General features: G+C 58.4%; 12 protein-coding genes. 11 read left to right on the top strand and 1 reads right to left on the bottom strand.

Annotated elements, in window-relative coordinates; translation table 11 throughout:
* The first annotated feature begins 2 nt into the window (after positions 1 to 2).
* The 7 genes from nuoJ to A1830_RS10915 all read left to right on the top strand — a co-directional run bounded on the left by nuoJ (position 3) and on the right by A1830_RS10915 (position 7,928).
* A complete protein-coding gene (nuoJ, locus tag A1830_RS10945) occupies positions 3 to 557 on the top strand; it encodes an NADH-quinone oxidoreductase subunit J (protein WP_067705694.1) in 555 nt (184 codons plus the stop codon).
* Positions 554 to 856, top strand: coding sequence for an NADH-quinone oxidoreductase subunit NuoK (nuoK, locus tag A1830_RS10940; protein WP_067705691.1), 303 nt, complete (start codon positions 554 to 556; stop codon positions 854 to 856). The genes nuoJ and nuoK overlap by 4 nt, the downstream gene beginning before the upstream one ends.
* Positions 853 to 2,691: an NADH-quinone oxidoreductase subunit L gene (gene nuoL / locus A1830_RS10935; protein WP_067705689.1), complete on the top strand. Its 1,839-nt coding sequence runs from the start codon at positions 853 to 855 to the stop codon at positions 2,689 to 2,691. The genes nuoK and nuoL overlap by 4 nt, the downstream gene beginning before the upstream one ends.
* A 218-nt stretch (positions 2,692 to 2,909) precedes the next feature.
* Entirely contained in the window at positions 2,910 to 4,430 is a 1,521-nt protein-coding gene (gene nuoM / locus A1830_RS10930; RefSeq protein WP_067705687.1) for an NADH-quinone oxidoreductase subunit M, read from the top strand.
* 6 nt (positions 4,431 to 4,436) lie between these two features.
* Positions 4,437 to 5,894 carry an NADH-quinone oxidoreductase subunit NuoN gene (gene nuoN, locus A1830_RS10925; RefSeq protein ID WP_067705685.1) on the top strand — a complete coding sequence of 486 codons (1,458 nt, stop codon included), beginning with the start codon at positions 4,437 to 4,439 and terminating at the stop codon, positions 5,892 to 5,894.
* Between the two features lie 245 nt (positions 5,895 to 6,139).
* Positions 6,140 to 7,438 (top strand): HdeD family acid-resistance protein, encoded by a 1,299-nt coding sequence (locus tag A1830_RS10920; protein ID WP_067705683.1) that lies wholly within the window; start codon positions 6,140 to 6,142, stop codon positions 7,436 to 7,438.
* A 28-nt stretch (positions 7,439 to 7,466) separates the two neighbouring features.
* Positions 7,467 to 7,928 (top strand): GNAT family N-acetyltransferase, encoded by a 462-nt coding sequence (locus A1830_RS10915; RefSeq protein WP_067705680.1) that lies wholly within the window; start codon positions 7,467 to 7,469, stop codon positions 7,926 to 7,928.
* A 42-nt stretch (positions 7,929 to 7,970) separates the two neighbouring features.
* Here A1830_RS10915 and A1830_RS10910 read toward each other — a convergent pair whose 3' ends face one another.
* Positions 7,971 to 9,626 (bottom strand): glucan biosynthesis protein D, encoded by a 1,656-nt coding sequence (locus A1830_RS10910; protein ID WP_067705677.1) that lies wholly within the window; start codon positions 9,624 to 9,626, stop codon positions 7,971 to 7,973.
* Between the two features lie 344 nt (positions 9,627 to 9,970).
* On the opposite strand from A1830_RS10910, the gene elaB reads away from it, so the two are divergent.
* The 4 genes from elaB to menH all read left to right on the top strand — a co-directional run bounded on the left by elaB (position 9,971) and on the right by menH (position 14,319).
* Positions 9,971 to 10,285 carry a stress response protein ElaB gene (gene elaB, locus A1830_RS10905; protein WP_067705675.1) on the top strand — a complete coding sequence of 105 codons (315 nt, stop codon included), beginning with the start codon at positions 9,971 to 9,973 and terminating at the stop codon, positions 10,283 to 10,285.
* 152 nt (positions 10,286 to 10,437) lie between these two features.
* On the top strand, positions 10,438 to 11,736 hold the full coding sequence (locus A1830_RS10900; protein ID WP_067705673.1) for an isochorismate synthase: 1,299 nt from the start codon (positions 10,438 to 10,440) through the stop codon (positions 11,734 to 11,736).
* Between the two features lie 52 nt (positions 11,737 to 11,788).
* Positions 11,789 to 13,558, top strand: coding sequence for a 2-succinyl-5-enolpyruvyl-6-hydroxy-3-cyclohexene-1-carboxylic-acid synthase (gene menD, locus A1830_RS10895; RefSeq protein ID WP_067705671.1), 1,770 nt, complete (start codon positions 11,789 to 11,791; stop codon positions 13,556 to 13,558).
* On the top strand, positions 13,555 to 14,319 hold the full coding sequence (gene menH, locus A1830_RS10890; protein ID WP_067705669.1) for a 2-succinyl-6-hydroxy-2,4-cyclohexadiene-1-carboxylate synthase: 765 nt from the start codon (positions 13,555 to 13,557) through the stop codon (positions 14,317 to 14,319). Before menD ends, menH begins: the two co-directional genes overlap by 4 nt.
* Positions 14,320 to 14,322: the final 3 nt, after the last annotated feature.

The raw sequence follows: 14,322 nt of genomic DNA, 5'->3' as shown, positions 1-14,322 counted from the left end.
GCATGGAATTTGCGTTTTATCTTTGCGGACTGGTGGCGGTACTCACCACGCTACGTGTTATTACCCATAGCAACCCGGTGCACGCGCTGCTGTATCTGATCATCTCACTGCTGGCGATTGCCGGCGTATTCTTCTCGCTGGGTGCCTATTTTGCCGGCGCGCTGGAAATTATCGTCTACGCGGGCGCCATCATGGTGCTGTTTGTCTTCGTGGTGATGATGCTCAACCTGGGCGACAGCGTACAGGCGCAGGAGCGCCAGTGGCTACAGCCTGGCGCCTGGATAGGCCCCGGTCTGCTGTCGCTGGTACTGCTGGCGGTGATGATTTACGCCATCCTCTCCGTCCAGGATCGCGGTATTGCGGGGTCGATGATCGACGCGAAAGCGGTGGGTATCAGCCTGTTTGGCCCTTATGTTCTGGCGGTTGAACTTGCCTCAATGCTGTTGCTGGCGGGTCTGGTGGTGGCGTATCACATTGGCCGCGAAAAACGCGTGGGTGAGGTGTTAAGCAATCGCCCGGAAGACGCTGAAAATGCCAGGAAGGAGGAACACGCATGATCCCTTTGCAACATGGTCTGATTCTGGCCGCTATTTTATTTGTCCTTGGGCTGACCGGCGTGGTCATTCGCCGCAACCTGCTGTTTATGTTAATCAGTCTCGAAATCATGATTAACGCTGCCGCGCTGGCATTTGTGGTGGCAGGGGCATATTGGGGGCAGGCGGACGGTCAGGTGATGTATATCCTGGCCATCAGCCTGGCCGCGGCCGAGGCAAGTATCGGTCTGGCACTGCTGCTTCAGCTTCATCGCCGCAGTCAGAACCTCAACATTGATAAAGTGAGCGAGATGCGCGGATGAATCTTCTCTATTTAACTGTTCTCTTTCCGCTTATCGGCTTTTTGCTGCTGGCCTTCTCCCGGGGCCGCTGGTCGGAAAACCTGTCGGCGACGGTAGGTATGGGGTCCGTCGGTCTGGCGGCGCTGGTGACGATTTATGTCGGGATCGATTTTTTCAGTCACGGACAGGCGGTCTTTAACCAGGCGCTGTGGACCTGGATGCAGGTGGGCAACTTCACCATTAACGTTAACCTGACGCTGGACGGCCTGTCGCTGACCATGCTGTCGGTGGTAACCGGCGTGGGCTTTTTGATCCATATGTTTGCCTCCTGGTATATGCGGGGAGAAGAGGGCTATTCGCGCTTTTTCGCCTATACCAACCTGTTTATCGCCAGCATGGTGGTTCTGGTTCTGGCCGACAACCTGATGCTGATGTATCTCGGTTGGGAAGGCGTGGGCCTCTGCTCCTATCTGCTGATTGGCTTCTACTATACCGATCCGAAAAACGGCGCGGCGGCGATGAAGGCCTTTATCATTACCCGCGTCGGTGACGTGTTCCTGGCTTTCGCGCTGTTTATTTTCTACAACGAGCTGGGCACCCTGAACTTCCGGGAAATGGTCGAGCTGGCACCGGCGCACTTTGCCGCAGATAATCATATGCTGCAGTGGGCCACGCTTATGCTGCTCGGCGGCGCGGTCGGTAAATCGGCTCAGCTGCCGCTGCAAACGTGGCTGGCGGATGCGATGGCGGGTCCAACCCCGGTTTCCGCGCTGATCCATGCGGCGACCATGGTAACCGCCGGGGTTTATCTGATTGCACGAACGCACGGCCTGTTCCTGCTGACGCCGGAAGTCCTGCATCTGGTAGGGATTATCGGTGCGGTGACCCTGGTGCTGGCGGGCTTTGCCGCGCTGGTGCAGACGGATATTAAGCGGGTGCTGGCCTACTCAACCATGAGTCAGATTGGCTATATGTTCCTGGCGCTTGGCGTACAGGCCTGGGACGCCGCCATCTTCCATCTGATGACCCATGCGTTCTTTAAAGCCCTGCTGTTCCTCTCTTCGGGTTCGGTGATTCTGGCCTGCCACCACGAGCAGAATATTTTCAAAATGGGTGGCCTGCGTAAAAGCATCCCGCTGGTTTACGTCTGCTTCCTCGTGGGGGGCGCGGCGCTGTCGGCGCTGCCGCTGATCACCGCGGGCTTCTTCAGTAAGGATGAAATCCTGGCCGGTGCGCTGGCTAACGGGCATATCAACCTGATGGTGGCCGGTCTGGTCGGGGCATTTATGACCTCGCTCTATACCTTCCGGATGATCTTTATCACCTTCCACGGGAAAGAGAAAATTCACGCGCATGCGGGCAAAGGCATTACGCACCATCTGCCGCTGATCGTACTGCTGCTCCTTTCGACCTTTATTGGCGCGATGATTGTGCCTCCGCTCAGGGGCGTACTGCCAGAAACCACCGGGCTGGCGCATGACCGTGTGCTTCAGCTTGAGATCACCTCTGGCGTGGTGGCGATTGTCGGCATCCTGCTGGCTGCGGCGCTGTGGCTGGGCAACCGGACGCTGGTCACCCGTATTGCCAACAGCGCGCCGGGCCGCTTCTTCAGCACATGGTGGTTTGCCGCCTGGGGCTTCGACTGGCTGTATGACAACGTTTTCGTCAAACCTTACCTGTTTGTCGCCAGACTTTTGTCACGCGATCCGCTGAATACGCTGATGAACCTGCCTGCTCTGTTCTCCCGCGTGGCGAACAAGGGGCTGGTGGTCAGTGAAAACGGCTATCTGCGCTGGTATGTCGCTTCCATGAGCATCGGTGCCGTCGTGGTGCTGGCGCTGCTGATGGTGGTTTAAAGGTTAGTGGGCGGGGTGGTGCGGTTTGCTCCAGCCCAATAAATATATTTTGAAAATATTCCCCAGATAAATGGGCGTTATCGGCGACGGGAGTTTGGTTTTCGCCAGCGCGCAGCAACCGCAGCCTACTTTTGTAGGTGAGGATTGCGAGCACTGCCGGAAACCAAAATACCGAGTGAGATAGCCCAAACGGGGACAAAAGAAGGGAAAATACCGCCATGCTGTTACCCTGGCTTATACTCATCCCGTTCATCGGTGGCCTGCTATGCTGGCAGCTTGAGCGCATAAGCAGCAAACTGCCGCGCTGGATAGCGCTGATCTCGATGGGACTGACGCTGGTACTCTCGCTGCAGCTCTGGATGCAGGGAGGCTATTCGTTAACGCAGGCTGCGGGCCTGCCGCAGTGGCAATCGGAATTCCTCGTCTCCTGGATCCCGCGCTTTGGCATTAACGTGCATCTGGCGCTGGACGGTCTGTCGCTGTTAATGGTGGTGCTGACCGGCCTGCTCGGTGTGATGGCTGTGCTTTGCTCGTGGAATGAGATTGAAAAGTGGCAGGGCTTCTTCTACCTGAACCTGCTGTGGATCCTCGGCGGCGTGATTGGCGTGTTCCTTGCCATCGACATGTTCCTGTTCTTCTTCTTCTGGGAAATGATGCTGGTGCCGATGTACTTCCTGATCGCACTTTGGGGTCACAAGGCATCGGACGGTAAAACCCGTATTACCGCCGCAACCAAATTCTTTATTTATACCCAGGCCAGCGGTCTGGTGATGCTGATTGCCATTCTGGCGCTGGTCTTTGTGCACTACAACGCTACGGGCATCTGGACCTTCAACTACGAAGACCTGCTGAAAACGCCGATGTCGCACACCGTTGAATATGCGCTGATGCTCGGCTTCTTCATCGCCTTTGCGGTAAAAATGCCGGTAGTGCCGCTGCACGGCTGGCTGCCGGATGCGCACAGTCAGGCACCCACGGCGGGTTCGGTGGATCTGGCGGGTATTCTGCTGAAGACGGCGGCCTATGGTCTGCTGCGCTTCGCGCTGCCGCTGTTTCCACACGCCTCTGCGGAATTTGCCCCGATCGCCATGTGGCTCGGGATTATTGGCATCTTCTACGGCGCGTGGATGGCTTTCTCGCAGTACGATATTAAGCGCCTGATTGCCTATACGTCCATTTCGCATATGGGCTTCGTGCTGATTGCAATCTACACCGGCAGCCAGCTGGCGTTCCAGGGGGCGGTGGTGCAGATGATTGCTCACGGTCTCTCTGCTGCCGCGCTGTTTATCCTCTGCGGTCAGCTGTATGAGCGTCTGCATACCCGTGATATGCGCCAGATGGGCGGCCTGTGGTCACGCATCAAGTGGCTGCCGGGACTGTCGCTGTTCTTCGCCGTTGCCAACCTGGGGATGCCGGGGACCGGTAACTTTGTGGGTGAGTTTATGATCCTGACCGGCAGCTTCAGGTCCGTGCCGGTGATTATCGTCATCGCGACCTTTGGGCTGGTGTTCGCGTCCGTTTATTCACTGGTTATGATGCAGCGTGCTTACTACGGCGCACCCAAGTCTGAAACGCCGCTGCGCGGAATGTCGCCCAGAGAGTTTCTGATGATTATGGTGCTGGTGGTCCTGCTGGTGCTGCTGGGCGTTTACCCACAGCCGATTCTGGATACCTCTCATGCCGCTATGAGTAACATTCAGCAGTGGTATACCGCTTCAATTTTAACTACAAGGCCGTAACTCGCCATGACAATAACTCCTCAACAATTGATCGCGCTACTGCCGTTGCTGATCGTCGGATTGACGGTGGTCGTGGTAATGCTCTCCATTGCGTGGCGGCGCAACCACTTCGCCAATGCCACGCTGGCGGTGGTAGGTCTTAACGTTGCCCTGTTCTCGCTCTTTTTTGTGGGGCACGTCGGCGCGATGGACGTTACGCCGCTGCTGCGCGTGGATGGCTATTCGATGCTCTATAGCGGACTGGTGATCCTTGCCAGCCTGGCGACCTGCACCTTTGCCTACCCGTGGCTGGCGACCTATCCCGATAACCGCGAAGAGTTCTACCTGCTGGTGCTGATCGCAGCGGCAGGCGGTATCGTTCTGGCCAGCGCGAACCATCTTGCGTCGCTGTTTATCGGCATTGAGCTGATCTCCCTGCCGCTGTTTGGTCTGGTGGGCTACGCCTTCCAGCAAAAGCGTTCACTGGAAGCCAGCATCAAATACACCATTATGTCAGCGGTGGCCTCCTCCTTCCTGCTGTTTGGGATGGCGCTTATCTATGCCGATTCCGGCAATCTGAGCTTTGTGGCGCTGGGCAAAAGCCTGAACGACGGTCTGCTGCATCAGCCACTGCTGCTGGCAGGGCTGGGCATGATGATCGTCGGTCTGGGCTTCAAGCTGTCACTGGTGCCTTTCCACCTGTGGACGCCAGATGTTTATCAGGGCGCACCCGCACCGGTATCGGCTTTCCTGGCAACCGCCAGCAAGATTGCCATTTTCGGCGTGGTGATGCGTTTATTCCTTGATGCGCCGGTAGCGGACAGCGAAGCGGTACGGTTGGTGCTGGCGCTCATCGCCGTTGCCTCGATCCTCTTCGGTAACCTGATGGCCATTTCGCAGACCAATATTAAGCGTCTGCTTGGTTATTCCTCTATCGCGCATCTGGGCTATCTGCTGGTGGCGCTGATCGCTATTCAGACTCACCAGCTGTCGCTGGAAGCGGTCGGGGTCTACCTGGCAGGTTACCTGTTCAGCAGCCTGGGTGCGTTCGGCGTAGTCAGCCTGATGTCCAGCCCTTACCGTGGGCCGGATGCGGATTCCCTCTACTCCTATCGTGGCCTGTTCTGGCATCGTCCGATTCTGTCGGCGGTGATGACGGTGATGATGCTGTCGCTGGCCGGGATCCCAATGACGCTGGGCTTTATCGGTAAGTTTTATATTATCGCGGTGGGCGTGGGGGCACATCTGTGGTGGCTGACCGGCGCAGTGGTAGTCGGGAGCGCTATCGGCCTCTACTACTATTTGCGCGTGACCGTCAGTCTCTACCTGAACCCGCCGGAGCTGTTGCAGCGTGATACGCCGGCAAACTGGGCGTTTACCGCAGGCGGCGTCGTGGTGCTGATTTCTGCCATCCTCGTACTGCTGCTGGGTGTCTATCCTCAGCCGCTGATTTCACTGGTGCAGATGGCGCAGCCCTTAATGTAATTCTCACCCTGCTGATAAAACGGGCTCCCCTGGGAGCCCGTTTTTTTTGCTTCCTGTTTTCCCTCTGTACACCTAACGCATTAAGCAAAAACTAAGCAAACTGGCGTATGTTGCCTGCTATTGCTAACGGTTAGTAAACAGACGTGCTTTAACCGCCGAACGACTGAACGCTTTCCCGGGCGCATCGTCTTAACCGGATACAGTAGTGGATGTCTGTAACAGACAACTCAGGCCGGAGAGATCCTTTGCTCAGATTGTTATTTTTGCTGATGGGCGCACAGCTGCTGAAAGCACGCTGGCTGACGCTGGTCGGGGTCGCCCTGATCTGCTTTTGTTTGGGGATCGCTATCATTATTGATATTGCTCAGGATGGTTTGCTGTCGGTGCCGCTCAATATGCTGGCCTTACTGCTGATTGTTGCCGGGGCAGGGGAGTGTATAACGGCGCGGGTGGCCGATTTACGCATTGACTGGCCGGGGATGGCGAAAGGCTGCGCCTTTCTGCTAATCGCGTTTCTGATCTTCAGCGATCCCGCCGAGAATAATGTCACCGCCTCGCTGCTGTTCGGGGTGGCATTCCTGCTGGACGGCCTGTTCCGGCTGATTTCTACCTCGCTGATGCGCTGTCGACTCTGGCGCAGGAAGGTGATGCTGGGGCTGACGGAGATCGGCCTGAGCGGCGTGATCTTCAGCAACTGGCCTTTTCATCATCACATCACCGTTCCGCTCTGCTTTGCGCTGGTTCTGCTGGCCTGGGGAGCGGCAACCATGGCGATGGCCCTGCAGGTCTGGCGGCTGCCGGAAAACGCCTCGGTCACCAGCCTGCCGATGTACACCTCGCGCGGGCTGCGCCGCCCGCACGGTACGGCCTATGTCCATCCCCCGTTTCCGGACCGCGAACCGGCGGCTCCGCTCAAGGTGCTGGTGTGGACGCCGGTCGGATCGGCTGCGGTCACCGACCGGCGGTTAATTATCGATCGCTATCTTGCCGCGGTGGATCAGCACGGCATCATTTCAGCCGGTCATGCTGCGCTCTCCCTGGAGCAGGAGATTTACATCAGCCACTATCCGGTAAAGGATATCGATCGCAACTTCACGAACTTCCGCGCCGTACTGCGCGCAGGGGAAGAGTACGACGTGTCGGGCTGTTTTCTGCCCTCGCTCCAGCAGGAAATTGATGACTGGTGCCTGCCTGACCACCGTATCCATTTGCCGCGCTACAATGCAGAGGCCCTGCGAAACTACTGGCAAATTTACTCGTCAGATACCACCTATAACCTGACATCCCGCAACTGTTCAACCAGCGTTATGCAGGCGCTGGATGTGGCGATGGAGGGGATATTAAGCGATCGGGGTATGCGGGGATTTGCGCTCTTATTTGACCCGCAATTCTGGCTGCTGGGGCTGGTACGCAGCCGTGCGGAAGGCATGACCTGGACGCCCGGTCTGTTGATGGACTACGTAACGCTGCTTAAAAAAGTCACTGCGCCCGCAGCAGGACGCATACGGCAGAGTCGTTTCCGCAGGCGATTACAGCTAAAGTAGATGCCACTGGCTGAAACGGAGAAAACGCATGAAACCAGAGTGGCACGATCTGCATCACAGTGAACTGAGCACGGCGCAGCTCTACCAGCTGTTAGCCCTGCGCAGCGCGGTGTTTGTGGTTGAGCAAAACTGCCCCTATCAGGATGTGGACGGCATCGATCTGCTGGGTGAAAATCGCCATCTGCTGGGCATGCTGGATAACAAACTGGTCGCCTGTGCCCGCCTGCTGGCTCCGCAAACGGCCAGTGAACCGGTGAAAATTGGCCGGGTTATTGTTGCCAGTGAAGCGCGCGGATTGAGCCTGGGTAACCGGCTAATGGAGCAGGCCGTCGATCGCTGCGAACAGCACTGGCCACAGCACAACATTTTTCTCTCTGCACAGGCCCATCTGCAACGCTTCTATGCCGGTTTCGGGTTTACGCCGGTGAGCGACGCTTATCTGGAAGACAATATTCCGCATATTGATATGGAAAGATCAGCGGGGGCGTGAAGCGGTGAAATAAAAGGGCGAGAAAGCCTCGCCCTTTTCGTATCAGCCAGCGGTCATCTGGCGATCATCCACGTACCGGCGCTTATCGGGCGGCGGCGGGAAGTACTGATAAAGCCAGGTTTCACTCAGCGTCTCATCCTTAGTGCGTAAGAACAGGCGCAGGTTTACCGGCTCGGTGGAGTCGCTGTTGGGGTACCAGTCAAACAGGATACGGTAGCCATCAATCGGCTCAACGTAGAGGATTTCCACCTGTTTGATGGTGCCTGACGTCACGTTTATTACCGGTTCAATCCCCTTTGGCGCAGCGGCTTTGAGATCGCCACCAACAAAGTCCACCGCGAAACGACGCGCCCAGACGTCAGGATAATGCTCGCCCGGTGCCCAACCCTCCGGGAAACCGCCCATGCCGGTGCGCGTGGCGTTTACGCGCGACAGGCCGCTGCGGACCGGCGGCAGGCCGCTCCAGTAAAGTTTGTAGCTAAAGCTATGCTCGCTGCCTGCCTTGATGGCATCGGCAGGACGCCAGAAGCAGACAATATTATCCAGCGTTTCACCCGTGGTAGGGATCTCCATCAGATTAATGGCCCCCTTGCCCCACTTGCCAACCGGCTCCACCCACAGGCTGGGGCGCTTGTTGTACCAGCCGATCACATCCTGATAGTCCTGAAAATCATGATCCAGCTGCAACATGCCGAAGCCGCGCGGATTTTCATCCTGGTAGGCGTTATAGGTCAGGCGCTGCGGATTGTTCAGCGGGCGGCAGATCCACTCGCCGGTGCCGGTCCACATCGCCAGACGATCGGAGTCATGGATTTGTGGGTGAATGGTATCGCACATGCGACGCTCATTATTGCCGCAGCTGAACATGGTGGTCATCGGCGCAATACCGAGCTGGTCAATATCCTTACGTGCATAAAGGTGGTTTTCCACCTCCATCACCACCCGCTTATCTTCGCAGTGGATAACAAACTTGAAGGCACCGGTACAGCTTGCCCCATCAAGAAGGGTATAGACGGTAAAGGTGGTGTCGCCCGCGGCCGGCGTTTCAAACCAGAACGCGGTGAAGTCCGGAAACTCTTCTTTGCTGCTAAAGGTGTCAATGGCCACGCCGCGCGCGGACAGGCCGTACTGGTAAGTCTCGTCAACGGCGCGAAAGTAGCTGGCGCCGAGGAAGGAAACAATATCTTTACTGGCCAGTTCGGGTTTTTTGAAGGCGCGGAAGCCGGCAAAGCCCAGATCGGTTTTGCCCTCAAGCTGATGGGTATCAACCTTCGCGTTGTTGTAGTTAAACAGCTCAGGCCGGAAGTGGATTTCACGCGCTTCACGGCTGGCGGCATCAACGGAAAACATGCGCAGGCGGCGCTTAAATCCCATCCCCACGTGGAAGAACTGTACGTCCAGCTCACGGTCAGGCGTGGCATTCCACAGCGAGTGGTTGGCGTCATACTGGATTTCGTTATAGGCCTGCGGCGTCAGCGTGGCCAGCGTTTCCGGCAGAGGCGCTGGCGCGCCGCTCCAGGGCTGTTTGGCCAAACTGGCGGCCATCTTTTTCAGCACGTCGAAATCAAATCGTTTCGCCGTGCCGTCGGCAATATCGGTGTCTGCCCAGGCGGCCTGAGCAAATAACGTTGATAAACCGGACATCCCGCTTACCGTAGCGAAAGCCATTGACGCTTTCATAAACATTCTTCGATTCATGCCAGAAGTCATTTCCTTTGCTGAACGGAGTGTGTAGAGCCTGTCGCGCACTGATGCACATCAGCTGCGTCACGACCCGAACGAAACGCAGCCTGCTTTACCCGAGGTGTGAGCAAGGTCACAGAGGGGTACGACAGCGTAGCGGTTTGAAAATTCACTGCTGCGAAATTTATCAGATTAATCTAATCAAAGCAGTGTATTCCGTTTAATCGCGGTTTTTTTTAACTGACGCATTATTCACCGGATCGGGCATTTTATCAGTCAATTCCTGGTCCATTTAAGCGGCAGAAGTTCTTAAAGTGTCTATAGTTAGTGAAGAAAATTAATTCGCACAAGGAGATGTTATGGCTACTAAAAATATTGAACCACAAGATACTCGTTTGGACGACGATCTGGCGCTGTTAACCCAAACGCTGGAAGATGTTCTGAACTCGTCAGGCGACACGGCCGATCAGAAGTATGTTGAGCTGAAAGCCAAAGCGGAAAAATCGCTGAAAGAGGTGAAATCCCGCGCCAGCGATGCGGCTGATTCCTACTATGCTCGCGCTAAGCAGGCCGTTGACCGTGCGGATGAGTACGTTCACGACAAGCCATGGCAGGGTGTCGGCGTCGGTGCCGCGCTGGGTCTGGTTGTAGGTCTGCTGTTGGCCCGTCGCTAAGGGTAACGGATTGACTGAACGGGCGTCTGAAAAGGCGCCCGTTTTTTTATGCTCAAAAAACCTGATTGCGAGTCTGAATTGGGTCTGGATCAAAATAGCTGAATGATTCACGCGTAAAATAGCGGCATTCTTCGCAGCCCGGGAAGACAGCCGTGTTAATTTTTGCCGCGATCCAGCATCTGCGTCAGCAGTTGCTTAAGATTACCGATAGCCGCCCCGGCTACGCCAGGCTGGATACCCTGCTGCCTGCCGAAAGTGATGGACTTCGCTGGCTGGCCGCACAGGCCGTCTGGCCGCAGTTCTACTGGCAGCCGCGTGATACAGGCGAAACGCTTACCGCCTGCGGTGAACTGATGCATGCAGAGTCGGCAGCAGATGCCCGTCAACTGCTTGAGACGTTGCCCCCCGGCTGGAAGCTGGTGGGCGCCAATGAATTTGGGCTTACCCGCAGCTTTCTGTTTCTCCCCCGTCTGCTTTTGCAGGGGACTACCCTGAGCATTTTTCTGCATGATGCCGTCTCACTTCAGGCCGATTTGCAGCGGGCAATCGCCTTTCTCGATAGCCTCCTTCCTGCACGCGACGTCGGTGATCTCCCCGACCCGCTGAGCGGGCTTACGCATCTGCCGCAATGCCACGACTGGACCGGGCTGGTCGAACGCGCGCTGGCCTCAATTCAGCGAGGGGATCTGGATAAAGTGGTGCTGGCCCGCGCCACCGACCTGAGTTTTACCCGCGCGGTGTCGGCGGCGTCGCTGCTGGGCGCCAGTCGTGATATCAACCAGCACTGCTATCACTTTTTGCTGGCGCTTGAACCGGGCCGCGCCTTTATTGGATCCAGTCCGGAACGCCTCTATCACCGCCGTGAATTACGGCTCTTAACCGAGGCGCTGGCAGGAACCTGCGCCAATTCAGCGGATGGCGCCCAGGCCGACAGGCTGGCACACGAGCTGCTGCAGGATGATAAAAACCTGCGTGAGAATGGCATGGTGGTGGAAGATATTTGCCTGCGCCTGCGATCGGTTACCGCCGACCTGGATGTGCTGCCGGTAGAAACCCTTCGCCTGCGGCACGTTCAGCATCTTCGGCGCAGAATTCGCGCCAGCCTGGCGCGTGCGGACGACCTGCTGTGCCTGTCGCGCCTGCAACCTACCGCTGCCGTCGCCGGACTGCCCCGTCAGCCCGCCAGATCGTTTATTGCCGCTAATGAACCCTTCCCGCGCGGCTGGTATGCGGGGTCGGTAGGCTATCTTTCCGCGGAGGTGAGCGAATTTGCCGTCGCACTGCGTTCAGCCGGGGTAGAGGGAAATCTCGTGCGACTGTATGCCGGGGCGGGAATTGTCGCCGGGTCTGAAGCGCAGAGTGAGTGGCAGGAGCTTAACCATAAGGCGGCGGGACTGGCTTCCCTGCTTAATGTCGATTTAACTGCGGGATCCTGCCTCAAATCAAAATAGTCGTGGCCTGCTGCTTTTATACTGCAAGCTTGGCTTGATTTCGGAGCGGGTTATGTCACATAGCACCTTCAACCGCCGCTGGGCGGGCGTTATCCTTGAAGCCCTTACGCGCCACGGCGTGCGTCATATTTGCATCGCTCCCGGGTCGCGATCCGCGCCCCTGACGCTCGAAGCTGCGGCGCATGCCACTCTGATTTGTCACACTCACTTCGATGAGCGGGGCCTCGGGCACCTTGCCCTGGGCCTGGCAAAAGCGCTGCGCCAGCCGGTGGCGGTTATTGTGACCTCGGGAACGGCCGCTGCTAACCTCTATCCGGCGATTATCGAAGCGCGGCTTACCGGTGAAAGGCTGGTTATTCTGACTGCCGACCGCCCCCCGGAGCTGATCGACTGTGGGGCCAACCAGGCCATTGAGCAGCCGGGGCTGTTTGCCGGGCAGGTCGCCGCCGCATGTAACCTTCCGCGACCCACGCCGGATATTCCCGCCCGCTGGCTGGTTTCGGCGGTGGACGCGCTACTTGGTGAACATCGCTGGGGCGCGCTACACCTCAACTGCCCGTTTGCCGAACCGCTGTATGGCGGCGATCCTGATGCATTTAGCGACTGGCACGACGCGCTGGGCGACTGGTGGCATAGCGACCAGCCCTGGCTCAGCATGCCCGCGCGGTCCGCGATACCCGTTCAGCCGGAGTGGCCCACCCTGCGGCAAAAACGCGGCGTGGCGATCGCCGGGAAAATTACGCCGGAGGAGGGCATCGCGCTGGCGGCGTGGGCCAGCGCGCTGGGCTGGCCCCTGCTGGCCGACGTTCAGTCACAGTGCGGACAGCCGCTTGCCAGCGCTGAAGTCTGGCTGCGGCAGCCGGAAACGCGTGACATCCTGTCGGCGACTGAGGTGGTGGTGCAGTTCGGCAGTCACCTGACCAGTAAACAGCTTAGCCGCTGGCTGGGCGACACACAGCCCGATGCCTTCTGGCTGATTGAGTCGATGCCGGGCAGGCGCGACCCTGTCCACCATCGCGGCGTGCGCATTGTCGCTGACATTCTCCCCTGGCTGGCGGCCCATCCTGCCGTCGCGCCAGCGTCAGGGCTGACGGGCAACTCTGCCCTGATGCCAAACCTCCGGCAGGACGCAGATTCATCCCTGGAGCCAGGTCCGCGGCACGATACCGATCCTCTCACGTCGCAGCGACCCTGGTACAGCAGGCTAAACGCGCGGGTGGCGCAAACGCGGGAAATTCTGCACCGGGCGCTCGACCATTTCGGCGAGGCGCAGCTGGCGCACCGGTTGCCGGCGCTGCTGCCTGAAAAGGGCAGCCTGTTCCTCGGTAACAGCCTGACCATACGGCTGGCGGATGCCCTGGCGCAGCTTCCGGCGGGCTATCCGGTGTTTGCTAACCGTGGTGCCAGCGGCATTGATGGCCCGATCGCAACCGCCGCCGGTATACAACGCGGCAGCGGTCAGCCGCTGCTGGCCGTGGTGGGCGACCTCTCTGCGCTTTATGACATCAACAGTCTCGCCCTGTTGCGCCAGGGCAGTGCGCCGCTGGTGTTGATTGTGGTGAATAACAACGGTGGGCAGATTTTCTCGATGCTGCCCACGCCGAAAGCCGAGCGTGAACGCTTTTTTGCCCTGCCGCAGCAGGTCAATTTTTCCGGCGCGGCGGCCCTGTTCGGCCTCGCCTATCATCAGCCCCGGAGCTGGGAGGCACTGCTGGCAGCGGTAGACAAGGGGTGGCAGAACGGCGCCGCCCTGATAGAGCTGCGGGTAGAGGAACAGGCCGCGGCGCAGTTTCTGGCTGAAGCCGGTAAGGACGCACAATGATCCTTCACGCGCAGTGGTGCGGTAAGCACGTTAGCGACAGGCCGGTACTGGTCTGGCTGCATGGTTTTCTTGGCAGCGGGGCAGAATGGCTAAGCGTGCAGCGCTACTTTCCTGACAGTCCCCAGCTCAGTATTGACCTGCCCGCACACGGTGGCTCCCGCGCGCAGCGGGTAGCCGATTTCGAGCAGCTCTCTGAACGTCTCACCGCCACGCTGCGCTTTCATCGGGTGAAACGCTACTGGCTGATCGGCTATTCGCTCGGGGGGCGCGTGGCGTTATACCACGCCTGCCGTCATGGCGGCAGCGATCTGCTGGGGCTGACCGTCGAGGGCGGGCATTTCGGGCTGACCAGCGATGAGGAGCGGCAGCAGCGACGTGAAAACGATCGGGCCTGGGCCAGGAGATTCCGCCAGCAGCCGCTGGAGCAGACTCTTGACGGCTGGTATCGCCAGGCCGTTTTTGCCGACCTCGGGGAACCTGATCGCCAGGCGCTGATCGCCCTGCGCCGCAACAATCATCCTCAGGCGCTGGCGGAGATGCTGATGGCCACCTCACTCGCCGTACAGCCCGATTTACGCCCTGACATCGCGCAGCTCACCTGCCCGCTACAGTATCTCTGTGGAGAACAGGATCGCCGTTTCAGATCGCTGGCAGAGCAGGCTGGAATTCCATTTGAAACCCTCCCCGCAGCGGGCCATAACGCCCATCGGGCCAATCCCCAGGCGTTCGCCCGCCATCTGGCGCAGCGTCTTCCCGACTAAGGA

The organism is Erwinia sp. ErVv1 (genome assembly GCF_900068895.1).
Classification (GTDB): Bacteria; Pseudomonadota; Gammaproteobacteria; order Enterobacterales; family Enterobacteriaceae; genus Erwinia.
Note: the sequence above shows the minus strand (reverse complement) of the source record. Positions and strands in the feature narration are given on the sequence as shown.

What these genes read in the sequence shown, in the direction of transcription:
- nuoJ (WP_067705694.1), top strand. Translation starts at nt 3, where the DNA reads ATGGAATTTGCGTTTTATCTTTGCGGACTGGTGGCGGTACTCACCACG.
- nuoK (WP_067705691.1), top strand. Translation starts at nt 554, where the DNA reads ATGATCCCTTTGCAACATGGTCTGATTCTGGCCGCTATTTTATTTGTC.
- nuoL (WP_067705689.1), top strand. Translation starts at nt 853, where the DNA reads ATGAATCTTCTCTATTTAACTGTTCTCTTTCCGCTTATCGGCTTTTTG.
- nuoM (WP_067705687.1), top strand. Translation starts at nt 2,910, where the DNA reads ATGCTGTTACCCTGGCTTATACTCATCCCGTTCATCGGTGGCCTGCTA.
- nuoN (WP_067705685.1), top strand. Translation starts at nt 4,437, where the DNA reads ATGACAATAACTCCTCAACAATTGATCGCGCTACTGCCGTTGCTGATC.
- A1830_RS10915 (WP_067705680.1), top strand. Translation starts at nt 7,467, where the DNA reads ATGAAACCAGAGTGGCACGATCTGCATCACAGTGAACTGAGCACGGCG.
- A1830_RS10910 (WP_067705677.1), bottom strand. Translation starts at nt 9,626, where the DNA reads ATGAATCGAAGAATGTTTATGAAAGCGTCAATGGCTTTCGCTACGGTA.
- elaB (WP_067705675.1), top strand. Translation starts at nt 9,971, where the DNA reads ATGGCTACTAAAAATATTGAACCACAAGATACTCGTTTGGACGACGAT.
- menD (WP_067705671.1), top strand. Translation starts at nt 11,789, where the DNA reads ATGTCACATAGCACCTTCAACCGCCGCTGGGCGGGCGTTATCCTTGAA.
- menH (WP_067705669.1), top strand. Translation starts at nt 13,555, where the DNA reads ATGATCCTTCACGCGCAGTGGTGCGGTAAGCACGTTAGCGACAGGCCG.